The 20,448-nt window shown below is 59.5% G+C and carries 20 protein-coding genes; 12 read left to right on the plus strand and 8 right to left on the minus strand.

Annotated elements, in window-relative coordinates; all coding sequences use genetic code 11:
- On the minus strand, positions 1 to 219 hold a 219-nt coding region (locus ACP7CZ_RS25940), incomplete at its 3' end, for a hypothetical protein (protein WP_222937098.1).
- A 180-nt stretch (positions 220 to 399) separates the two neighbouring features.
- On the opposite strand from ACP7CZ_RS25940, the gene ACP7CZ_RS25945 reads away from it, so the two are divergent.
- Positions 400 to 1,773: an MFS transporter gene (locus ACP7CZ_RS25945; protein WP_054922167.1), complete on the plus strand. Its 1,374-nt coding sequence runs from the start codon at positions 400 to 402 to the stop codon at positions 1,771 to 1,773.
- Positions 1,774 to 1,832: 59 nt separating this feature from the next.
- On the opposite strand, the gene ACP7CZ_RS25950 is transcribed toward ACP7CZ_RS25945, so the two are convergent.
- The 4 genes from ACP7CZ_RS25950 to flgA form a co-directional block, all read right to left on the minus strand.
- Positions 1,833 to 2,582, minus strand: a complete 750-nt coding sequence (locus ACP7CZ_RS25950; RefSeq protein WP_054922165.1) for a flagellar brake protein — start codon at positions 2,580 to 2,582, stop codon at positions 1,833 to 1,835.
- A gap of 96 nt (positions 2,583 to 2,678) precedes the next feature.
- On the minus strand, positions 2,679 to 3,149 hold the full coding sequence (locus tag ACP7CZ_RS25955) for a flagella synthesis protein FlgN (RefSeq protein WP_034128459.1): 471 nt from the start codon (positions 3,147 to 3,149) through the stop codon (positions 2,679 to 2,681).
- A gap of 48 nt (positions 3,150 to 3,197) precedes the next feature.
- Positions 3,198 to 3,521 carry a flagellar biosynthesis anti-sigma factor FlgM gene (flgM, locus tag ACP7CZ_RS25960; protein WP_054922163.1) on the minus strand — a complete coding sequence of 108 codons (324 nt, stop codon included), beginning with the start codon at positions 3,519 to 3,521 and terminating at the stop codon, positions 3,198 to 3,200.
- Positions 3,522 to 3,662: 141 nt separating this feature from the next.
- The gene (gene flgA, locus ACP7CZ_RS25965) at positions 3,663 to 4,427 is read right to left on the minus strand and encodes a flagellar basal body P-ring formation chaperone FlgA (RefSeq protein ID WP_054922160.1); all 765 of its coding nucleotides are present in this window, start codon (positions 4,425 to 4,427) and stop codon (positions 3,663 to 3,665) included.
- 74 nt (positions 4,428 to 4,501) lie between these two features.
- Between flgA and ACP7CZ_RS25970 the strand changes: the two genes are divergently transcribed.
- The 6 genes from ACP7CZ_RS25970 (at position 4,502) to flgE (ending at position 9,557) form a co-directional block, all read left to right on the plus strand.
- Entirely contained in the window at positions 4,502 to 5,434 is a 933-nt protein-coding gene (locus tag ACP7CZ_RS25970; protein ID WP_034128456.1) for a chemotaxis protein CheV, read from the plus strand.
- A gap of 42 nt (positions 5,435 to 5,476) precedes the next feature.
- Complete coding sequence (gene cheR / locus ACP7CZ_RS25975) at positions 5,477 to 6,304, plus strand: protein-glutamate O-methyltransferase CheR (protein WP_014719581.1); 828 nt, start codon at positions 5,477 to 5,479, stop codon at positions 6,302 to 6,304.
- 315 nt (positions 6,305 to 6,619) lie between these two features.
- On the plus strand, positions 6,620 to 7,027 hold the full coding sequence (gene flgB / locus ACP7CZ_RS25980; protein ID WP_034120825.1) for a flagellar basal body rod protein FlgB: 408 nt from the start codon (positions 6,620 to 6,622) through the stop codon (positions 7,025 to 7,027).
- A gap of 3 nt (positions 7,028 to 7,030) precedes the next feature.
- Positions 7,031 to 7,474, plus strand: coding sequence for a flagellar basal body rod protein FlgC (gene flgC / locus ACP7CZ_RS25985; RefSeq protein WP_032895649.1), 444 nt, complete (start codon positions 7,031 to 7,033; stop codon positions 7,472 to 7,474).
- A gap of 16 nt (positions 7,475 to 7,490) precedes the next feature.
- Positions 7,491 to 8,210, plus strand: coding sequence for a flagellar hook assembly protein FlgD (gene flgD, locus ACP7CZ_RS25990; RefSeq protein ID WP_034128455.1), 720 nt, complete (start codon positions 7,491 to 7,493; stop codon positions 8,208 to 8,210).
- Between the two features lie 30 nt (positions 8,211 to 8,240).
- Complete coding sequence (flgE, locus tag ACP7CZ_RS25995) at positions 8,241 to 9,557, plus strand: flagellar hook protein FlgE (protein WP_054922158.1); 1,317 nt, start codon at positions 8,241 to 8,243, stop codon at positions 9,555 to 9,557.
- 257 nt (positions 9,558 to 9,814) lie between these two features.
- On the opposite strand, the gene ACP7CZ_RS26000 is transcribed toward flgE, so the two are convergent.
- A complete protein-coding gene (locus ACP7CZ_RS26000; protein ID WP_032895655.1) occupies positions 9,815 to 12,709 on the minus strand; it encodes a ribonucleoside-diphosphate reductase subunit alpha in 2,895 nt (964 codons plus the stop codon).
- An 861-nt stretch (positions 12,710 to 13,570) separates the two neighbouring features.
- On the opposite strand from ACP7CZ_RS26000, the gene ACP7CZ_RS26005 reads away from it, so the two are divergent.
- Complete coding sequence (locus tag ACP7CZ_RS26005; RefSeq protein WP_054922155.1) at positions 13,571 to 14,296, plus strand: response regulator; 726 nt, start codon at positions 13,571 to 13,573, stop codon at positions 14,294 to 14,296.
- A complete protein-coding gene (locus ACP7CZ_RS26010; protein WP_054922153.1) occupies positions 14,293 to 15,903 on the plus strand; it encodes an ATP-binding protein in 1,611 nt (536 codons plus the stop codon). Before ACP7CZ_RS26005 ends, ACP7CZ_RS26010 begins: the two co-directional genes overlap by 4 nt.
- Before the next feature lie 104 nt (positions 15,904 to 16,007).
- Here the strand turns inward: ACP7CZ_RS26010 and ACP7CZ_RS26015 are convergent, their stop codons facing one another.
- Entirely contained in the window at positions 16,008 to 16,724 is a 717-nt protein-coding gene (locus ACP7CZ_RS26015) for a 4'-phosphopantetheinyl transferase family protein (protein WP_072448791.1), read from the minus strand.
- A gap of 138 nt (positions 16,725 to 16,862) precedes the next feature.
- On the opposite strand from ACP7CZ_RS26015, the gene ACP7CZ_RS26020 reads away from it, so the two are divergent.
- From ACP7CZ_RS26020 to ACP7CZ_RS26030, 3 genes are read left to right on the plus strand one after another with little or no spacing between them, the layout of a single operon-like run.
- Positions 16,863 to 17,171 (plus strand): hypothetical protein, encoded by a 309-nt coding sequence (locus ACP7CZ_RS26020; RefSeq protein WP_003193560.1) that lies wholly within the window; start codon positions 16,863 to 16,865, stop codon positions 17,169 to 17,171.
- An 18-nt stretch (positions 17,172 to 17,189) separates the two neighbouring features.
- Positions 17,190 to 17,867: a response regulator gene (locus ACP7CZ_RS26025; protein WP_003193559.1), complete on the plus strand. Its 678-nt coding sequence runs from the start codon at positions 17,190 to 17,192 to the stop codon at positions 17,865 to 17,867.
- Positions 17,864 to 19,210 carry an ATP-binding protein gene (locus tag ACP7CZ_RS26030; RefSeq protein ID WP_019817208.1) on the plus strand — a complete coding sequence of 449 codons (1,347 nt, stop codon included), beginning with the start codon at positions 17,864 to 17,866 and terminating at the stop codon, positions 19,208 to 19,210. The genes ACP7CZ_RS26025 and ACP7CZ_RS26030 overlap by 4 nt, the downstream gene beginning before the upstream one ends.
- Before the next feature lie 110 nt (positions 19,211 to 19,320).
- On the opposite strand, the gene ACP7CZ_RS26035 is transcribed toward ACP7CZ_RS26030, so the two are convergent.
- Complete coding sequence (locus ACP7CZ_RS26035; RefSeq protein WP_294160366.1) at positions 19,321 to 20,319, minus strand: AraC family transcriptional regulator; 999 nt, start codon at positions 20,317 to 20,319, stop codon at positions 19,321 to 19,323.
- Between the last annotated feature and the right edge of the window lie 129 nt (positions 20,320 to 20,448).

The following is a 20,448-nucleotide window of genomic DNA, read 5'->3' on the forward strand; positions in this document are numbered from 1 at the left end:
GTGAAACGATGCATCGCCGATGGTAGTGTGGGGTTTCCCCATGTGAGAGTAGGTCATCGTCAAGATTAAATTCCGAAACCCCAATTGCGAAAGCAGTTGGGGTTTTGTTTTGGGCGCTCTAAAAGCACGCCAACTTCCAAAGCCTGCATAGCGTTCCATTGAAACCTTTTGTACAGATACCCGAATACCAGTCGAACCTTGCGTGTTATCAAGGTTCACAGGTGGTGCGCCATGTATTTATCTCCACGGTTATGTACCTCGCAGACACCCACGTAGCGTCTGAGCTGTGAAACAAAATAATCGCCGGGAACAGGCCCTGCTGCCTGTCCGGATCCAACCGCCCCGGACTATCATGCTGATAGCCCTACCCCTCACCGCAAGGAGCCGCTCGGAACGCCGATGCGCCAGATCTGGAAATCTTTTCGAGCCCTTTATTTCGCCTCTTTGATGATGCTGATCGGCTCCGGCCTACTTAGTACTTATCTGGCTTTGCGTCTGGCAGCAGACAATGTCGACAGCCTGTGGGTCGGTGCGCTGATGGCCGCCAACTATTTTGGCTTGGTGCTGGGCGGCAAGCTCGGACACCGCCTCATCGCCCGGGTCGGGCATATTCGCGCCTACGCCACCTGCGCGGGCATCGTCGGTGCAGCGGTGCTGGGGCACGGTTTGATTGATTGGCTGCCAGCCTGGATCGTGCTGCGGATGATCGTGGGCCTGGGGATGATGTGCCAGTACATGGTCATCGAGAGTTGGCTCAACGAGCAGGCGGATGCCAAGCAGCGCGGTGTAGTGTTCAGCGGCTACATGATTGCGTCCTACCTTGGGTTGGTGCTGGGCCAACTGATCCTGGTCATGCATCCTCATCTTGGGCTTGAGCTGTTGATGCTCGTGGCGTTGTGCTTTGCGCTGTGCCTGGTCCCGGTGGCAATGACTCGACGCATTCACCCGGCCCCACTGCACCCGGCCCCGATGGAGCCGCGCTTCTTTATCAAGCGTGTGCCGCAGTCGCTCAGCACCGTGTTGGGCGCTGGGTTGATCGTCGGTTCGTTCTACGGCTTGGCACCGCTGTACGCCTCTCAGCAGGGCCTGACGACCGAGCAAGTCGGCCTGTTCATGGGTAGCTGCATTTTTGCTGGATTGGTCGTGCAGTGGCCACTGGGCTGGTTGTCGGACCGCTATGACCGCGCGCTGCTGATTCGCTGCTTCGCCTTGTGCCTGGCGGTGACGGCCTTGCCGTTGGCAATCATGACGCAGGTTCCGCTGGAAGTGTTGTTCGTGGCAGGCTTCTTCTGTTCGCTGGTGCAGTTCTGCCTTTACCCTTTGGCAGTGGCCTTTTCCAACGACCATGTGGAAGGCGATCGTCGGGTATCGCTGACGGCCATGTTGCTGGTGACCTACGGGATCGGCGCCAGCGTGGGGCCGCTGTTGGCCGGTGTGGTAATGAAGCTATTCGGCAGCCAGATGCTCTATGCGTTTTTCAGCCTGTGTGCATTGATCCTGGTGTGGCGCATTCGCCCCAAGGCGGTGACCAACCTGCATCAGGTCGATGACGCGCCGCTGCATCACGTGGCGATGCCCGACAGCATGTCCAGTTCGCCTTTGGTGGCTGCTCTTGACCCGCGGGTGGATGAGCAGGTGGTACAGGATCAGATGCAAGTCACTGTGCCCGATCCAGAGCCTGCCCCTGAAACCGATGAGCCGACGAGCGAAGAGCCGCACGAGCCACCAGACCCGGACGAACATCCCCATGACTTAAGCAGGGCACGCCCCTGAACGAAAAAACGGGCAGATCCCATCAGGATCTGCCCGTTTTTTATCTCAGCGTCTAACGCTTAAAGATCGTCGTCTTTATCGAAGCGCCGAGCTTCACGCTGTAATTGGTAGACAAAGCGTTCCACTTGTCGCTGCACCAAGCCACTCATGTTATGAAAGCGCACGCCGGCAAAGGTGGTGTTGATCTTGTCTTCGAAGTGCAGATAGCGCAGTTCCACAGAGGTGGTCATGCTGCCGAAGGGCAGGGCAGCGATAAAGCGATCATAGACCTGGCCTAACTGCAGACGCTCGGAGATGTCGCCTTCAAAGCGCAATTTGCAGCCGGTTGCCGAGATGTCCAACAGCTTACCGCTGACAGGCACCTTGAGCTTCTCGCCACCTAACTGAATATCCACCAATTGCGCGAGTTTCAGTGCGGCGCGGAAGGCATTGCGTCTTTGGTGGTAAACCACTTCGCCGGGCAGGCTGCCGCTGTAGATGCGGTGGCCGCCTTTCTCGCTGATGGTCAAGGTGCCGTTGCTTTCCCAGGCAACCCGCACGCCCTCATGGAAGCCTTCGATACGGAAGGCTTCGCCATTCTCAAGATAGCGTTCACCGTCGCGGGGAATCATTTCGTCCAGTACCAGCGTCTTGCTGTCCCGGTCGATGTCCACTAGGTAGCTCTGGAAGCGCTGGCTACGTTCGTGGAAAGTGATGATCAGCGGGTCATGGCTTTCTTGCAGCATCCGCAACGTGCTGGCGATTTCCAGAGGCGTGGTGAGCACCTTGGGTGGCTGCGGTGCATCTTCCGCATTAAGGGCGTTGAACACGGTTCTTCCATCTCCAGGCAAAATACGACTACACGCAAGAACCGGCATTTTGCCAGTATGTAGCGCGCCTTGAATAGGTCGCGCTGTAAACCGGCGTCAGGCTTGGCTGCGGGTGCTTGGTTTGATCAGGCGTGAGGTGGAGCCTTGGGCGTTATACAGGGCCGGAGGTTCTCCGCCGTGCAGTATGCGCAACTGATTGGCGGTGGTGGCTTGCTGAAGCTGGATCGACTGACCGTTGAGCAGGTTGGCTTCCTGGCACTGGGCGAGCAAATGATTGAGTTCTTTGCTTTGTGCCAGCAGTTGATCGCCGACTGAGGAGTGGCTGGCCAGTTGTGCCAGGCCATCATGATCGGCGGGCAGGCCCAGGCTGATCAGAATCTCGCTGCGTTTCTTGCCGTGCTGTTCGAGCAAGACAATCAGCGACTGTTTGCGCGCCAGGATTTCTTCCAGCAAGGGCATATCCCGGCCGTACAAGGCCAGTGATTCTTCCTTGAGCAGCTCGAGCAATTGTTGCGTCGGCGCCAGATCATCAATGATCAGTTGGAGCAAATGTTCGTCGTGGTGCATGGCTGGCCTTGGGTTTTAAGCGTCCAAAAGCCCTGCGCAGGCTTTTGCCTAGCGCTCGGCTTCGAAGTTGAGCAGCTTGCTGGCTACACGGTTGCTGTCGACTTTATAGCTGCCATCGGCGATAGCCTGTTTCAACTCGGCCACGCGGGCTTTATTGACGACGGGTTGATCGCGCAGCGAGTCAGTGACCTTCTGCAACTGTTGAGCCTCATTGCTCAGGTGTACCGATTCCCCACTCTGGCTGGCGGCGGCCTGTTCTGCTTTGGCAGGCAAGGGCTGCTGCTTGGCCTCTACGCTGTCCTTGGTACCGCCGGTGCGCGTATTGCCGGGCAAAGCCGGGGCGTTATTCAAACGACTGAAATCAATGACCATGTTGAAAAACCTCTGGGTATTTGGACGCTTGCCATGTTTTCGGCCATACCCGGGCAAACTTTAGGCTCGATTGACAATAAACCTGTACGGCTCAATATCCAGCACACAGTGTAGGAAAAGCTGGCATTTGATTCCAGTCATCTATAGCGCCACCTCGACCTGGCCTGGTGCCGTGACCCGCGCCTTGATCACGCGATTGGAGTTGAGGTTCTTGACGCGGATCTGTTCGCTCATGCCGCCATTTGACAGCGCCTCGCCCGGCATCCTGACGTTCAGGCCGCCGCTGCTGGCGGAAATTACCACCTGGTCACCCTTGCGAATCACCTCGGCCTGTTCCAGATGAACCAGCGTGAGGACTTGGTCGGTGACCACTGGCCGCGTGAGTTTCTGCCCGACGGCCTGGTCCAGCGACGTCAGGTAGCCCTGGTTGATCAAGCTGATATCCCGCTCGCGCAACGCCACGTCGTCGTAGCCGATGATGCCCGTGCGCTTCAACGGTCGCGCCACTACCACCACATCGCGATACAGCTTGACCTGAGCTGGTACGAAAACCGTCCAGGGCGAGGCGCCCTCACAGCGTACCTTTACGGTCACACGACCGATGGGCTGGGCGGGGCTTTCCAGAGTGGCTGTCAATTCCTTGTCGCACATTGGCATGCGCAAGCGAGGGTCCAACTGGTTGACCTGAATTTCATAACGCCCCGGCGTCTGGGTAGTCGCCAGATAATCTTCTACAGTGAACTCAAGAAAGCCTTGGGTGACGCCGATAAGTAGATCAGGCAGGGTGACGTTGTCGGCACGGGCCGTGACGCCCAGGCCCGAGACAAGCAGTGCCATCGCGGCGCAGAGCAGTCTACGGTAGCGTGAGCGGCCAGGGTGTCGGGAAACTGTCGTTTTAATATCCATACTCAGTAAATAGCAAAGCTCGTGCCGTTTAGTGTTGGGTACGCGTCGTACCCCTAGGATTTAGGAGTCTGGGCATGGCAGGTGTAATGGATTCAGTAAACCAGCGCACACAGCTGGTAGGGCAGAATCGCCTGGAGTTGTTGCTTTTCCGCCTGGATGGCAAACAGTTGTATGGCATCAACGTGTTTAAAGTGCGTGAAGTGCTGCAATGTCCCAAGTTGACGATCATGCCCAAGTCCAGTCCAGTGGTGTGCGGCGTGGCCAACATCCGTGGCGCGACCATTCCGATTCTTGACCTGGCCATGGCCACGGGGGCCGCGGGTTTGCAAGACCGCCAGAACCCCTTCGTGATCATCACCGAATACAACACCAAGACCCAGGGTTTCCTGGTGCGCTCGGTGGAGCGCATCGTCAATATGAACTGGGAAGAAATCCATCCGCCGCCCAAGGGCACGGGGCGCGATCACTACCTGACGGCGGTGACGCGGGTCGATAACCAGTTGGTGGAAATCATCGACGTGGAGAAGATCCTCGCCGAAGTGGCCCCCACCTCGGAAACCATTTCCGTCGGGGTGGTGGATGCCGAAACGGCACACAAGGCGGTTTCGCTGCGTGTGTTGACCGTGGACGACTCTTCTGTAGCGCGCAAGCAGGTCACGCGTTGCCTGCAAACGGTCGGGGTTGAGGTGGTAGCGCTCAATGATGGCCGCCAGGCCTTGGATTACCTGCGCAAGCTGGCAGACGAAGGCAAGAGGCCTGAAGAAGAATTCTTGATGATGATCTCTGACATCGAGATGCCGGAAATGGATGGCTACACGCTCACGGCCGAAATACGTAACGATCCACGCATGCAAAAGTTGCATATCATCCTGCATACTTCGTTGTCGGGGGTATTCAATCAGGCAATGGTCAAGAAGGTCGGTGCGGATGACTTTCTGGCCAAGTTCCGTCCTGATGACCTCGCATCCCGGGTAGTCGACCGGATCAAGGCAGCAGATCACGGCTAGGGGATTTCCCCTGGCGGTCACACGATTTAAGAGGCGGCATCATTGTCTACGGGTAATTTGGATTTCGAACAGTTCCGGGTCTTCCTGGAAAAAGCCTGTGGCATATTGCTCGGTGAAAACAAGCAGTACCTGGTATCCAGCCGTCTCAACAAGCTGATGGAACAGCAGGGCATCAAGTCCCTGGGTGAGTTGGTCCAGCGGATCCAGGGGCAGCCGCGCAGTGGGCTCAAGGAAATGGTGGTCGATGCCATGACTACCAACGAAACCTTGTGGTTTCGCGATACCTATCCCTTTGAAGTGCTCAAGAACAAAGTCTTGCCGGAAGCCATCAAGGCCAGCCCGGGCCAGCGCCTGCGCATCTGGTCGGCGGCCTGTTCCTCGGGGCAGGAACCGTACTCGATCTCGATGTCCATCGACGAGTTCGAGCGGACCAACATGGGCCAGTTGAAAGCCGGCGCGCAAATTGTGGCCACGGACTTGTCCGGCACTATGCTCACCAACTGCAAGACCGGTGAGTACGACAGCCTGGCGTTGGGCCGAGGCTTGTCCCAGGAGCGCCTTCAACGTTACTTCGATCCCAAAGGGGCGGGGCGTTGGGCGATCAAGGCGCCGATCAAGAACCGCGTCGAATTCCGCTCGTTCAACCTGCTCGACAGCTATGCCAGCCTGGGCAAGTTCGACATGGTGTTTTGCCGCAACGTGCTGATCTATTTCTCCGCTGAAGTGAAGAAAGACATCCTGTTGCGTATCCATGGCACGCTCAAGCGTGGAGGTTATCTGTTCCTCGGTGCCTCCGAGGCATTGAACGGCCTGCCGGATCACTTCCAGATGGTGCAGTGCAGCCCGGGAATCATCTATCAGGCCAAGTAGGCCGGGTATAGGCAATAAAACTGTGGGAGCCGGGCTTGCCCGCGATAGCGTTTTGTCAGTCGACGAATAGGTCGGCAGGCACTCGGCCATCGCAGGCAAGCCAGCTCCCACATTTGTTTTCTCGGCAAGCTGGCGTAAAGCGGCAACTGCCCATTGCCGCTTTACTGGCACTACGCGGAAATCGCTTGCCGCTTTTCTGGCATAGTCGCCGGCAACTCCCCTCGAAACCCTTCATATACGGGGCTTTCGCAAGTTTGGCATACACCTTGCTATAACCCTGCTAACGAACAGCAGGTCAGCCTAAAGGTTTCCGCCATGAGCATCAGCTTCGATAAAGCGCTCGGTATCCACGAACAAGCCCTGGGCTTCCGCGCCCAGCGTGCCGAAGTCCTGGCCAACAACATCGCCAACGCCGACACCCCGAACTACAAAGCTCGGGACCTGGACTTCTCCGCCGTGCTCGCCGCACAACAGGACAAGACCAAGAACGGCACCTTCGCCTTGAACATGACCAATAGCCGTCATATCGAAGCGCAAGGCCTGGGCAATGGTGACGAGTCGCTGCTGTATCGCACGCCGATGCAGCCGTCGATCGACCAGAACACCGTTGACGCCCAGCTGGAGCAATCGAACTACGCCGAAAACTCGGTGAACTTCCAAGCCAGCTTCACCCTGCTCAACAGCAAATTCAAAGGGCTGATGTCAGCCCTGCGCGGAGAGTAAGCCATGTCCCTGTCCAGTGTTTTCAATATTGCCGGCAGTGGCATGAGCGCGCAGACCACGCGTTTGAACACCGTCGCCAGTAACATCGCCAACGCCGAGACCGTCTCCTCGAGCATTGACCAGACCTATCGCGCCCGCCATCCGGTATTCGCCACCATGTTCCAGGGTGGCCAGGCAGGCGGCAGCGAGTCGCTGTTCCAGAATCAGGACGCAGCTGGCTCCGGCGTGCAGGTGTTGGGCGTCGTCGAAGACCAGAGCAACCTGGAGGCCCGTTACGAGCCCAACCATCCTGCCGCGAACGAAAAGGGTTACGTCTACTACCCCAACGTCAACGTGGTCGAGGAAATGGCTGACATGATTTCCGCCAGCCGTTCGTTCCAGACCAACGCGGAAATGATGAACACCGCCAAAACCATGATGCAGAAGGTCCTGACCCTGGGTCAGTGATAAGGGGCGCCAAATAATGGCCATCGTTGATACGTCAAACAACACGGCTGTCCAGGACCTGTTCAACTCCAAGGTCAAGGACGCGTCGAACAATGTCTCGAATGTTTCCAAAGCGGCCACGGGTAACCAGGCGCTGGGCAAGGACGCATTCCTGCAGTTGCTGGTGACCCAGCTGAAAAACCAGAACCCGCTGTCGCCCCAGGACAACGGCGCGTTCGTGGCCCAGCTTGCCCAGTTCAGCAGCCTGGAAGGCATCAACACCCTGAACGACTCGGTGAACAACATCTCCAGCAACTTCAGCTCTTCTCAAGCGCTGCAGGCTTCGTCGCTGGTGGGGCGGTCGATCATTATCCAGACCGACAAAGCCATGGTGGATACCAGCAAGAGCATGAACGGTTCAGTGGCGGTGCCATCGGCGGTGGGCAACGTGTCCGTCAAGATCACCGACAAGGACGGCAACGTCGTACGCACCGTGGATATGGGCGCGCAGAGTGCCGGCAGCCAGAGCTTTATCTGGGACGGCAAGAACGACAAGGGTGAGGTCGCCCCAGCCGGCACCTACACCTTCAATGCCTCCACCAAGAACGACAAAGGTGACGCGGTGGCCCTGACCACCTCGCTACCAGCCACGGTCACCAGCGTGACCCTGAGCAAGACCGGCGGCGAAATGCTGCTCAACCTTGCAGGCGGCATGGGCAGCGTCAAGCTGTCGCAAATTCAGACTATCGGTACATAGAGCCGGCTAAATACGGCAGAGGAGAGAAACATGTCTTTTAACATCGGCCTTAGCGGCCTCTATGCGGCCAACAAACAACTGGACGTGACCGGCAACAACATCGCCAACGTCGCGACCACTGGCTTCAAGTCATCCCGTGCGGAATTCGCGGATATCTACGCGGCCTCCAAGCTGGGCACCGGCCAGAACAGCATCGGCAACGGTGTGAACCTGGCGGCGGTGTCCCAGCAGTTCACCCAGGGCGACGTCAACGGGAGTGGCGGCATCCTCGACATGGCGATCCAGGGTGGTGGCTTCTTCGTGCAGAAGGGCAGCGACGGTTCGCTGGAATACACCCGTAGCGGTGCTTTCCGTGCGGACAAAGACGGCTATATCACCAACAATACCGGCACCTCGCGCCTGCAAGGCTATGCCGCGGACGAGAATGGCAAAATCACCAAAGGCGGCCTGGTTGACCTGCAGCTGAACCTGGCGAACCTGCCGCCGAAGGCGTCTACCAAGGTGGACTCTTCCAGCAACCTGAACTCCTCGTCGCCGGTGATCGATCAGTCCAAGAACCCGTTTGATCCAACCAAGTCCGAAAGCTTCACCACGCAATACAGCACCACCTTGTACGACTCCCAGGGCAATGCGCACCCGATGGTGCAGTACTTGGTCAAAACCGATGCCAACCAGTGGCAGGCCTACACCTTGATCGATGGCCGCAATCCTGATGGTTCGGCTCCTACCGGTACCGGTGCTGACGTGAAGGCGCCTGTGCCGTCGACGTTGAGCTTCGATGGTGCTGGTAACCTCAAGAGCATCGTGACCGGCGGTGTTGCCGGTAACACCTTGACCATCAAGGATTGGGTACCTGGCACGGTGACCGATGGAGTATGGAAAGCTAACGATGCGACGGCGAACAAGGATGGCATCGCCATCAACATGGGCACCGTCACCCAGTACAACTCGGCCAGCTACCGTAACCCGCCGGTCACAGATGGTTACGCCACCGGCCAGATCACCGGCCTGAAGATCGATGGCAGCGGCGTGCTCTTCGCCACCTTCAGTAACCAGCAGAGCAAGGCCATCGGCCAGATTTCCCTGGCCAGCTTCAACAACGAGCAGGGCCTGCAGCCCGCCGGCGGTACGACCTGGAAAGAGACCTTCGCGTCGGGCCAGCCGGGCTACGACGCACCGGAATCTGGCACTCTGGGGTCGATCAAGGCCAGTTCCCTGGAGAACTCCAACGTCAACTTGACCAACGAGCTGGTGGACCTGATCAAGGCCCAGAGCAACTACCAGGCGAACGCCAAGACCATCTCCACCCAAAGCACCATCATGCAGACCATCATTCAGATGACCTGATAGGTTAGCGCTTTAAAATGTGGGAGGGGGCTTGCCCCCGATAGCGGTGAATCAGCCAAGTATCCATTGACTGACACCCTATCGGGAGCAAGCCCCCTCCCACATTTGCATCTGCTTCACGCTGTCCATCCAGGTATTGACCGAACAGCAATATCGCAACAAGGGCTTTATGCCCGCCCAAGAAAAAGCCCCCGATACACCCTAGGTGTATCGGGGGCTTTTCTGCCTCGGGTGGTTAAACCCAGGGCAGGTTCAGCTTATTGGCAAGCTTCGCAATCCGGCTCGTCAATCGCGCAGGCCTTTGGCACAGGTGCCGGGCCGGCTGGCGCTGCGAGTACCGAGTCATCACCGTGGTTGCCGCTGGACACTGCGTTCAGCTTGCCGGTGTTGATGGTCGACTTCTCGGTGCTGGTGGCGGCCAGGGCACGGAGGTAGTAAGTGGTTTTCAGGCCACGGTACCACGCCATGCGGTAGGTCACGTCCAGCTTCTTGCCCGAAGCGCCGGCGATGTACAGGTTCAGGGACTGGGCCTGGTCGATCCACTTCTGACGACGGCTGGCGGCGTCAACGATCCACTTGGTGTCCACTTCGAAGGCGGTCGCGTAGAGCTCTTTGAGTTCTTGCGGGATGCGCTCGATCTGCTGCACGGAACCGTCGTAGTACTTCAGGTCGTTGATCATGACCGAGTCCCACAGGCCACGGGCCTTCAGATCGCGAACCAGGTACGGGTTGATCACGGTGAATTCGCCCGACAGGTTCGATTTCACATACAGGTTCTGGTAGGTCGGTTCGATCGACTGCGACACGCCAGTGATGTTGGCGATGGTGGCGGTCGGTGCGATGGCCATGATGTTGGAGTTACGAATACCCTTCTGCACACGGGCACGTACCGGGGCCCAGTCCAGGGTTTCGTTCAGGTCGACGTCGATGTACTTCTGGCCACGGGCTTCGATCAGGATCTGTTGCGAATCCAGCGGCAGGATGCCCTTGGACCACAGCGAACCCTGGAACGTCTCGTAGGCGCCGCGCTCGTCGGCCAGGTCGCAGGAAGCCTGGATCGCGTAGTAGCTGACCGCTTCCATGGACTTGTCGGCGAACTCGACCGCTGCATCGGAACCGTAAGGGATGTGCTGCAGGTACAGCGCGTCCTGGAAGCCCATGATCCCCAGGCCAACCGGACGGTGCTTGAAGTTGGAGTTCTGCGCCTGTGGCACCGAGTAGTAGTTGATGTCGATGACGTTATCGAGCATGCGTACGGCGGTGTTGACGGTGCGCTCCAGCTTGGCGGTGTCCAGCTTGCCGTTGACGATGTGGTTCGGCAGGTTGATCGAGCCCAGGTTGCAAACGGCGATCTCGTCCTTGTTGGTGTTCAAGGTGATCTCGGTGCACAGGTTCGAGCTGTGGACCACGCCCACATGCTGCTGCGGGCTGCGCAGGTTGCATGGGTCCTTGAAGGTCAGCCATGGGTGGCCGGTTTCGAACAGCATGGACAGCATTTTGCGCCACAGGTCTTTGGCCTGGATGGTCTTGAACAGCTTGACCTTGCCTGGGTACTCGGTGAGAGCTTCGTAGTACTCGTAGCGCTCTTCGAAGGCCTTGCCGGTCAGGTCGTGCAGGTCCGGCACTTCGGATGGCGAGAACAGGGTCCACTTGCCGTCATCGAAGACGCGCTTCATGAACAGGTCAGGGATCCAGTTGGCGGTGTTCATGTCGTGGGTACGACGACGGTCATCACCGGTGTTCTTGCGCAGCTCGATGAACTCTTCAATGTCCATGTGCCAGGTTTCCAGGTAGGCACATACAGCGCCTTTGCGCTTGCCACCCTGGTTCACGGCAACGGCGGTGTCGTTTACCACTTTCAGGAACGGTACGACGCCCTGGGACTTTCCGTTGGTGCCCTTGATGTAAGAACCCAGTGCACGCACCGGTGTCCAGTCGTTGCCCAGGCCGCCGGCGAATTTGGACAGCATGGCGTTGTCGTGGATCGCGTGGTAGATGCCCGACAGGTCATCCGGCACGGTGGTCAGGTAGCAGCTCGACAGCTGTGGACGCAGGGTGCCGGCGTTGAACAGGGTCGGGGTCGACGACATGTAGTCGAAGGACGACAGCAGGTTGTAGAACTCGATCGCACGGTCTTCTTTGTTCTTCTCTTCGATCGCCAGGCCCATGGCCACGCGCATGAAGAACACTTGCGGCAGTTCGAAGCGGATGCCGTCCTTGTGGATGAAGTAACGGTCGTACAGGGTTTGCAGGCCCAGGTAGGTGAACTGCTGGTCACGCTCGTGGTTGATCGCCTTGCCGAGTTTTTCCAGGTCGAAAGTGGCCAGGACCGGGTTCAGCAATTCGAATTCGATACCTTTGGCGATGTAGGCCGGCAGGGCCTTGGCGTACAGGTCGGCCATCTCGTGGTGAGTGGCGCTGTCGGCGACTTTCAGGAAGCCCAGGCCTTCGGCGCGCAGGGTGTCCATCAGCAGGCGGGCGGTCACGAACGAGTAGTTCGGCTCACGCTCGACCAGGGTACGGGCGGTCATCACCAGCGCGGTGTTGACGTCGGTCAGGGCCACGCCGTCGTACAGGTTCTTCAGGGTTTCGCGCTGGATCAGGTCACCGTCGACTTCTTCCAGGCCTTCGCAGGCCTCGGTGATGATCGTGTTCAGGCGGCCCAGGTCCAGCGGGGCAAAGCTGCCGTCGGCCAGGGTGATGCGGATCGACGGGTGCGCTTGTACGGCGGCTTCTTCGGCCGGGGAACGTACGGCACGCTCCTTGGCGCGCGAGTCACGGTAGATCACGTAGTCGCGGGCCACTTTTTGCTCGCCGGCACGCATCAGGGCCAGTTCTACCTGGTCCTGGATTTCTTCGATGTGGATAGTGCCGCCCGATGGCATGCGACGCTTGAAGGTCGCGGTGACCTGTTCGGTCAGGCGTGCAACGGTGTCGTGGATGCGCGACGAAGCGGCAGCGGTGCCGCCTTCAACTGCAAGAAACGCTTTGGTGATGGCGACGGTGATTTTGTCATCGGTATAAGGAACGACAGTGCCGTTACGCTTGATCACGCGCAGTTGGCCAGGTGCAGTGGCGGACAGATCCAGGTTCGAATCAGCGGCCTGCGGCACGGAGCCCTGCGGGTTCTCGCGAGTTGTGTCGGTTTGCATGAGGGGGTGTCTCCACATTCTATATTTATTTGGGCACCATCACGGTGCCCACCGTTCCGTCCTGAAGCACTTACAGCAGGCCTGGGCCTGGCATAACAACTTCGGGACAGGAGGAAGGGAGCTCATCGCGCCGCTTCCATGCCGAAGTCTTTGGTTCGGGGCCGGGGAGCCCTTCGCCGTATTCCTGGTGGGTGACAGTGGCCCCATTCAAGCCCTGCAACACCCGTACCGTTTTCTGCCAATCGGGTTGGAAAACGGCCGCCATCCGCGTGCGCGGTTTGGGCTTTCAAAAAATGCTTTGGTTCAACCAAGCGCGAGCAAGAAAGCGCTTGAGTTTCTTGTCTGATATGTGTTTGGTCTTTTCGCTGAAAACCCTACATGTAGGGTTTTTTTAGCGCCGAGGTACAAGATAATGCGTTTTTGGGGGCTTAGCAACGCACTACCTGTGGATAACGCTGTGGGTAAAATGTGTATGAATCATGGAACACCCGTGTAGGCCGCATTACTACTGGATTACACCGTTTGTCACCGAATATTCCCGGCTAGAAACTGCCGGCGGGAATTTTGAGGGCGCGAACCCTACCACAAAAAATCGCCATGACCGAATGGATTTCGCGGCTTGTGTTCAAGGGCCGTTGCATGGCTACAATCGGCCTTTGTTATGCCTTCAAAACATGACAAACAGGCTATGCCTGCGGAAGATCAATAGGTGGGAGCTGGCTTGCCTGCGATGGCGTTGGATCAGCCGCCAACAGGCGCGCTGACCCACCGTCATCGCAGGCAAGCCAGCTCCCACACCGACCGTATTTCACATTCGATCGTGTCGGCCAGAAGAACTTCTTATAAAAACGAGGACAATGCATGGAGCAAGAAGCCTGGCAGATACTGATCGTCGAGGACGACGAGCGACTCGCCGAGTTGACCCGTGAGTACCTGGAAAGCAACGGCCTGCGTGTGTCGGTGGAAAGCGATGGTGCCAAGGCCACGGCGCGCATCATCGCCGAACAGCCCGACCTGGTGATCCTCGACCTGATGCTGCCCGGCGAAGACGGCCTGACCATCTGCCGCAAGGTGCGCGAGCGCTATGACGGCGTGATCCTGATGCTCACCGCGCGCACCGACGACATGGACCAGGTGCAGGGCTTGGACATGGGCGCCGACGACTATGTGTGCAAACCCGTGCGCCCGCGTTTGTTGCTGGCACGTATCCAGGCGCTGCTGCGCCGCAGCGAACCGGTGTTGCCCGTTGCAGTGGAAAACCAGCGCCGCCTCCAGTTTGGTCCGTTGGTGGTGGACAATGCCTTGCGCGAAGCCTGGTTGCATGAGAGCAGCATCGAACTGACCAGCGCTGAATTCGACTTGCTGTGGCTGCTGGTTGCGAACGCCGGGCGCATCCTGTCCCGCGAAGAAATCTTCATAGCGCTGCGTGGTATCGGCTATGACGGCCAGGATCGCTCCATTGACGTGCGTATCTCGCGCATTCGGCCAAAGATCGGCGACGATCCGCTCCACCCACGCCTGATCAAGACCATCCGCAGCAAAGGCTACCTGTTCGTCCCCGAAGCCGCTGCCGATATGCCGCTGTGAACTCGATCTTCCTGCGCATCTACGGCGGCATGTGCGCGGCGCTGATCCTGGTGGCGTTGCTCGGCGCTCTGGCACTGCACCTGCTTAATGACGTGCGCAGCGGCCAGTACCGTGAGCGCCTGGCCCACGGCACCTTTGCGTTGATGGGCGATAACCTGCAACCCATGAGCACCATTGAACGGCAGCGCGCCTTGGCGGTGTGGGAGCGCTTGCTGGGCATCCCGCTGGAGTTGCGCACGTTCACCGATGCGCAATTGGACCTGGGCCAGCGCAACCGCCTGCAACGCGGCCAGGTCCTGGTTGAGCAGACCGGGCCTCATGCGGCGCGGGTGCTGCGGTTGGTCAGCGAGCAAGAGCAATTGGTGCTCACCGGCGAAGTGCAGCAGATCAGCGAGCAATTGGCCCGTGCGACTATTTACCTGCTGGCCGACGAACTGGTACGTTTCCCGGTGGCCGAACAGCCCCAGCGCCTGGCCGACATCAAACACGCCAAGGGTTTTGGTTTTGAAATGCACCTGATGGCCCTTGACCAGGCCGACATGGACGACGACCAGCGTCGTCGCGTGGCGGAGGGCGATACGGTGATGGCGCTGGGCAAGGGCGGCGATTCGATTCGCGTGTTTGCCGGCATGGTCGGCACCCCGTGGGTACTGGAGATCGGCCCGCTGTACCAGATGAACCCGTACCCGGCGCAATGGCTGATCCTGATCACCTTGATCGGCCTGACTCTGATCGGCTTGATCGTCTATTTGCTGGTGCGTCAACTTGAGCGTCGGCTCAAAGGCCTTGAGGCAGCGGCTACGCGTATCGCCAAGGGCAACCTGGAAGTGCGCGTACCCGCTCGCGGTGCAGACTCGGTCGGGCGGCTGGCGGCAGCTTTCAATGGCATGGCCGAGCACCTGCAGCAATTGCTGGCGATTCAGCGCGAGCTGGTGCGCGCGGTCTCCCACGAGTTGCGCACACCGGTCGCGCGCCTGCGTTTTGGCCTGGAGATGATCGGTGACGCCGCCACGCCCGAGGCGCGGCGCAAATACCTGGAAGGCATGGATGGCGATATCCAGGACCTCGATGGCCTGGTGGACGAGATGCTCACTTATGCGCGCTTGGAACAGGGTGCGCCGGAGCTGAATTTCCAGCGCGTAGACCTTGATGCATTGCTCGATCAGGTGATTGGCGAATTATCGCCATTGCGCCCGCAGGTCACCGTCACTCGGGGTATTTGCCTGTCTTCGGCACATTGGGATGACGCCTGGGTCGACGCTGAACCGCGCTACTTGCACCGTGCCCTGCAAAATCTGGTGAGTAACGCCATGCGCCACGCCAGAGGCCAGGTGTTGATCAGTTATCAGGTGGGGCAGGTGCGCTGTCGCATCGATGTGGAAGACGACGGCCCTGGTGTGCCGGAAAGCGCCTGGGAGCGGATCTTCACGCCGTTCCTGCGCTTGGATGACAGCCGTACCCGCGCTTCTGGCGGGCATGGCCTGGGCTTGTCGATCGTGCGGCGGATTATCTATTGGCACGGCGGGCGGGCGCTGATCAGCAAGAGCAATAACCTGGGTGGGGCGTGTTTCAGCCTGAGCTGGCCCAGGGATCAAGATAAACCCTGAAAACCTAACTGTAGGAGCGAGCTTGCTCGCGAAAAACCTCAACGATAACGCGTGCTGCCTGAATAAACGCGGCGCCTGTGAGTTTTTCGCGAGCAAGCTCGCTCCTACATTGCGATAGCCACCAAGCTCAACAACTGCTCCCCTTGCACCACAAACTGCCCTTCCAGCTCTTTGCCATGCTTCCATTCTTGCGAAAGATCGGTCAGCAACCGCAGGCGCACCTTCCCAGCCGCTGACCACTCCAACACCTCGGCATGCTCGAAATAAAAGCGCTTGTGCACGATCGGATAGAGCGCCTTGAACAAGCTTTCCTTCACCGAAAACGTCAGCGTCACCAGCAAGGCGTGTTGCTCACGGGGCAGGGCGGCCATGCGCTGGAGCTCATCGGCCGTCAGAATTTCCCCGGCCAGGCGTTCGGCCCGTTCCACCGTCAGCAGATGCTCCAGGTCCATGCCCAGCCCGCGCCATTGCGCCTTGTGCCCGACAATCGCCGCAGCGTGCCCGGTGCTGTGGGTGATGGAACCACTGATATGCCCTGGCCAGACCGGGGCACGGTCTTCGCCGATGGCCGGGATGCAGTGCAGATGATCGAGTCGTTGCAGCGCTTCGCGCGCGCACAGGCGGCCGGCGAGAAATTCCGCCTGGCGCTTGGCGACCGAGCGTTGGATGCTCGCGGGCGGCGGCACATCGCAGCGCTGAAAATCGCCGTGGCTCAATAAAGCCGGGTCGAATCGCGTGCTCAAAAACACCGTGCCCGGCAAAGAAACCGGCAACGGCCAATGATCATCGAGTGGGGTGCAGCAAGCGGGTAGGGGCGTCATGCGCGGTATTTTGCCGAGTTGGTGCGCCAGTGGATAGCCCGATGCGGTTCAGCTGCGGTTCAGAGCCTGTTCAGGGGGAGTTCAGGGGCGCCTGCGTAGTCTGGGCCCCACAGCTTAAATGCGTATGAGGTAACCACCATGACTGCGATCAAAAAGCTGATGTTGGCCTTGACCATGCTCGGCGCCACTGCCGGCGTGCAGGCGTCCGATGGCGCCTTTGCGGCCTTTGGCAGCGAGAAAACCAAGAAATCCAGCAACCTGATCCATCGTGTCAGCTTCGAAGACGCCGGCACCCAGGCCGCGCCGTGGGGCCAGGCCCTGGGCGCTACCCCTGCGCAACCCGACTATCGCAGCGGCTACGCGCACCTGACTGGCCACTACAATGGCATAAAACTGCGCCCCCAAGAGCTGCAGGGCCGCTATGATATCCCCCTGTCGGCTAGTTGAATTGCAGTGGAGAACCTTATGAAATTGCTGGTGGTGGAAGATGAGGCGCTGCTGCGTCATCACCTGTTTACCCGCCTGACCGACAGCGGGCATGTGGTCGAAGCCGTGGCCAATGCCGAAGAAGCCCTGTACCAGACCGGCCAATTCAACCATGACCTGGCGATCATCGACCTTGGCCTGCCCGGCATGGGCGGCCTGGACCTGATTCGCCAGTTGCGCACCCAGACCAAGACCTTCCCGATCCTGATCCTCACCGCCCGCGGCAACTGGCAGGACAAGGTTGAAGGCTTGGCGGCCGGGGCCGACGACTACGTGGTCAAGCCGTTCCAGTTCGAAGAGCTGGAGGCACGCATGAACGCCTTGCTGCGCCGCTCCAGCGGTTTTACCCAGTCGACTATCGTTGCCGGGCCGCTGCTGCTGGACCTCAACCGCAAGCAAGCCTCCCTGGACGAGCAACCCTTGGCGCTGACCGCCTACGAGTATCGGATCCTCGAATACTTGATGCGTCATCATCAACAAGTGGTCGCCAAAGACCGTTTGATGGAGCAACTGTACCCGGATGACGACGAGCGCGATCCAAACGTGATCGAAGTGCTGGTCGGCCGCCTGCGCCGCAAGCTGGAAGGCCCGGCCGGGTTCAAGCCGATCGACACCGTGCGTGGCCTGGGCTACCTGTTCAATGAGCGCTGCCGTTGATTCGTTCGCTACGTGTGCGCCTGATGCTGGCGGCCGCCACCCTGGCCGTGCTGTTTATGCTCGGCCTGTTGCCGGCCATGCAAGGCGCGTTCAGCCTGGCGTTGCAGGATTCCATCGAACAGCGCCTGGCGTCGGATGTGACCACCCTGATATCTGCGGCGCGGGTCGACAATAACCGCCTGCTGATGCCGGCGCAGCTGCCCGATGAGCGTTTCAACCTCACCGACAGTCGGCTGCTGGGTTATATCTACGACCGTGAAGGCCATCTGGTATGGCGCTCGCGGGCGACCCAGGAAGAAAACATCAACTACAAACCGCGCTATGACGGGCGCGGCAACGAATTTGCGCGGATTCGCGAGGCCAATGGCCAGGAATTCTTCGTGTATGACGTCGAGGTGCGCCTACTGGGAGGCAAGAGCGCGGCGTTCAGCATTGTCGCCTTGCAGCCGGTGCGCGAATACCAACTGACCCTCGAAGGCCTGCGTGAGAACCTCTACCTCGGGTTCGGCGCGGCGTTGCTGGTGCTGTTGACGCTGTTGTGGCTGGGCCTGACCTGGGGCCTGCAAGCCCTGCGGCGCCTGAGCCATGAGCTCGACCAGATCGAAGGCGGCACCCGCGAAAGCCTCAGCGAAGAACACCCCCGTGAGCTGCTGCGCCTGACTGGCTCCCTGAACCGCTTGCTGCACAGCGAGCGCGAACAGCGTGCGCGCTACCGCGATTCTCTTGATGACTTGGCTCACAGCCTGAAAACGCCACTGGCGGTGTTGCAGGGCGTGAGCGAAGACATGGCCCAGCGGCCTGAAGAACGTAGCCAGGCGTGGGTGCTGCAATCGCAAATCGAACGCATGAGCCAGCAGATCGGTTACCAACTGCAGCGTGCCAGCCTGCGTAAAAGTGGCCTGGTGCGCCACCAGGTCCGCCTGGAACCGGTGGTGCAAAGCCTGTGCGATACATTGGAAAAAGTTTACCGCGACAAGCGGGTCACCGTGACCTTCGATTTACCGCAGGCCTGCGAAGTGCCCATCGAGAAGGGCGCGTTGCTCGAAATGCTCGGCAACCTGCTGGAAAACGCCTACCGCCTGTGCCTCAAGCAAGTGCGTATCAGCCTGGTGGAAAACCTCGATGGCATTGAGCTGTGTATCGAAGACGACGGCCCCGGCGTACCACCGGACCAGCGTGCACGGATCCTGCAGCGCGGCGAACGGCTAGATCGCCAGCACCCGGGGCAGGGGATCGGGCTGGCGGTGGTCAAGGACATCATCGAAAGCTATCACGCGCGGTTGACGTTGGGGGATTCAGCGTTGGGTGGGGCGGCGTTCAGGATTCACTTTCCTGCCTTGTGATCTGCACTGGCCTCATCGCAGGCAAGCCAGCTCCCAAATGTTGATGTGTGAATACATTCAACTGTGGGAGCTGGCTTGCCTGCGATGAGGCCCTCCCAGCCAATACACCGCTAACTCTCCTGCGCTCTGTAGGCCCCCGGCGTCAGCCCTGTCCACTTCTTGAACGCCCGATGAAACGCCGACGGTTCGGAAAACCCCAACTGTTCCGCGATCTCCTGCACAGACAAATCCGCCCGCCCCAGGTGGTAAATGGCGATATCCCGGCGTAACTCATCCTTCAATGCCTGAAAGCTCGTGCCTTCTTCGCGCAGGTGCCGACGCAGGGTCTGTGGGCTGATGTGCAAGTGCTGGGCGACGGCTTCCAGGTCTGGCCAGGGCGTGCGGTCGCGGCTCAGCAGGCGGCGCAACTGGCTGCTCAGGCTGTCACCTTCATCCGGCCGGGACAACAAGTCGGCAGGGGAGCGCTGCAAGAAGTGCTTGAGGGTGCGTTCATCCTGCAACAGCGGCAGGCTCAGGTAGCGGCTGGGAAACACCAGGCTGCTGGTCGGCGCGCCGAACACCTGGGGGCAGGGGAACAGCAGGTCATATTCACCGGCATGGGCCGGCATCGGGTAACTGAAGGTGGCCTGCTGCAGCCGGATACGCTGGCCGATCAACCAACTGCCCAGGCGATGCCAGATCACCAGCAGGCATTCACTGAGGAAGTGGTCCGGGTCCCATAGCTGTGAGTCGTCCAGGCTCAGGCGCGCCATGTCGCCTTCTTTGGTCAGTTGCCAGCGTGGGCCTTGGGGGAACAGGCTATAAAACAATAAGCCGCGCTCCAGCGCCTTCTCCAGCGTGCGGCAATGGATCAGCGCGTGGCACATCATGGCGAAAGTGCCGCGTTTGCTCGGCCCTTCGGCAAACCCCAGGTATTCGTCATCCAACCCCAGCCAGAGCATTTGCAGCAAGCGGGCAAATTGCTCTGGAGCGATGCGGGCGCGGGGTTCGGTCAGTAGTTCCGGGGTGATGCCCACCTGCTGCAACACCCCCGAGTAGTCGAAACCGGCTCGGCGCGCACCGCCGAGGGCCGCTCGGGCGTAATGGCTGGCGATGGTACGTTCACGCATGCAAGGGCCTCATCCATGGAGTGGCGGATGGTAGCCATCACCCAGTGGGGCGACAAGGCGGATATCCGCCAAATTGTAGGACGAGACAGGTTGCGTGGGCGGAAATCCGCCACCTTGTTGCGCGCCCAA

The organism is Pseudomonas sp. DWP2-2 (assembly GCF_049897065.1).
In the GTDB taxonomy this organism is placed as follows: domain Bacteria; phylum Pseudomonadota; class Gammaproteobacteria; order Pseudomonadales; family Pseudomonadaceae; genus Aquipseudomonas; species Aquipseudomonas paracarnis.

Excerpts from the sequence above, each read along its gene's own strand:
- ACP7CZ_RS25945 (WP_054922167.1), top strand. The coding sequence starts at position 400 with ATGCGCCAGATCTGGAAATCTTTTCGAGCCCTTTATTTCGCCTCTTTG.
- ACP7CZ_RS25955 (WP_034128459.1), bottom strand. The coding sequence starts at position 3,149 with ATGCACCACGACGAACATTTGCTCCAACTGATCATTGATGATCTGGCG.
- flgM (WP_054922163.1), bottom strand. The coding sequence starts at position 3,521 with ATGGTCATTGATTTCAGTCGTTTGAATAACGCCCCGGCTTTGCCCGGC.
- flgA (WP_054922160.1), bottom strand. The coding sequence starts at position 4,427 with ATGGATATTAAAACGACAGTTTCCCGACACCCTGGCCGCTCACGCTAC.
- ACP7CZ_RS25970 (WP_034128456.1), top strand. The coding sequence starts at position 4,502 with ATGGCAGGTGTAATGGATTCAGTAAACCAGCGCACACAGCTGGTAGGG.
- flgB (WP_034120825.1), top strand. The coding sequence starts at position 6,620 with ATGAGCATCAGCTTCGATAAAGCGCTCGGTATCCACGAACAAGCCCTG.
- flgC (WP_032895649.1), top strand. The coding sequence starts at position 7,031 with ATGTCCCTGTCCAGTGTTTTCAATATTGCCGGCAGTGGCATGAGCGCG.
- flgD (WP_034128455.1), top strand. The coding sequence starts at position 7,491 with ATGGCCATCGTTGATACGTCAAACAACACGGCTGTCCAGGACCTGTTC.
- flgE (WP_054922158.1), top strand. The coding sequence starts at position 8,241 with ATGTCTTTTAACATCGGCCTTAGCGGCCTCTATGCGGCCAACAAACAA.
- ACP7CZ_RS26000 (WP_032895655.1), bottom strand. The coding sequence starts at position 12,709 with ATGCAAACCGACACAACTCGCGAGAACCCGCAGGGCTCCGTGCCGCAG.
- ACP7CZ_RS26005 (WP_054922155.1), top strand. The coding sequence starts at position 13,571 with ATGGAGCAAGAAGCCTGGCAGATACTGATCGTCGAGGACGACGAGCGA.
- ACP7CZ_RS26015 (WP_072448791.1), bottom strand. The coding sequence starts at position 16,724 with ATGACGCCCCTACCCGCTTGCTGCACCCCACTCGATGATCATTGGCCG.
- ACP7CZ_RS26020 (WP_003193560.1), top strand. The coding sequence starts at position 16,863 with ATGACTGCGATCAAAAAGCTGATGTTGGCCTTGACCATGCTCGGCGCC.
- ACP7CZ_RS26025 (WP_003193559.1), top strand. The coding sequence starts at position 17,190 with ATGAAATTGCTGGTGGTGGAAGATGAGGCGCTGCTGCGTCATCACCTG.
- ACP7CZ_RS26035 (WP_294160366.1), bottom strand. The coding sequence starts at position 20,319 with ATGCGTGAACGTACCATCGCCAGCCATTACGCCCGAGCGGCCCTCGGC.